The organism is Pseudomonas sp. IT-P294, from assembly GCF_949767865.1.
Classification (GTDB): Bacteria; Pseudomonadota; Gammaproteobacteria; order Pseudomonadales; family Pseudomonadaceae; genus Aquipseudomonas.
Genome location: NZ_CATKQW010000038.1, coordinates 1 through 491 on the forward strand (window position 1 = coordinate 1; position 491 = coordinate 491).

The 491-nt window shown below is 61.1% G+C and carries 1 protein-coding gene; it reads right to left on the reverse strand.

The annotated features are described in order from the left end of the window. Window positions 1-491, reverse strand: a 491-nt coding sequence (locus tag ACM6I0_RS22750) for a hypothetical protein (protein ID WP_414923349.1), incomplete at both ends; no start/stop codon positions are given.

A 491-nucleotide genomic window follows, 5' to 3' on the forward strand; every position in this document is an offset into this window, starting at 1 on the left:
TTTCCGAGGCGGTGCCGGCATGACTGTCATCTAGCGCCTTGGGCACATCGTCGACGATGTTGACGTTGATCTGGCCCGACGCGGTGCTGCCGTCAGTGTCGGTCGCGACTACGTTGAAGTTTTCGGTGAGGCTGTTGGCGCCGTTGGCGGTTGGATGCGCTTCGTTTTCCACCAGGGTGTAGGTGTAGCTGACCACGCCTGTGGCAGCGTTGTAGCCGGTGACGGTCAGCGTACTGCCGAGCGGCGTAACGACCGATTGCGGAAAGCCTGCCGCGACGCCACCGACCACCACATGAATACCGCCGACATCGAGGGTTTGCAAACCATCGAGGGCAGTCACCGTGAAGGTGCCGCTCTGGGTCAGGGTCGGCGCATTGGGACTGGTGCCGTCGCTGAGGTTTTTCTCGTAGACGGTGAGTTCACCACCTTCGACGTTGAGCCCGCCGAGAGTCACCGGGTCGTCGTTGTTGTGGATTTGCAGCACCAGGTTA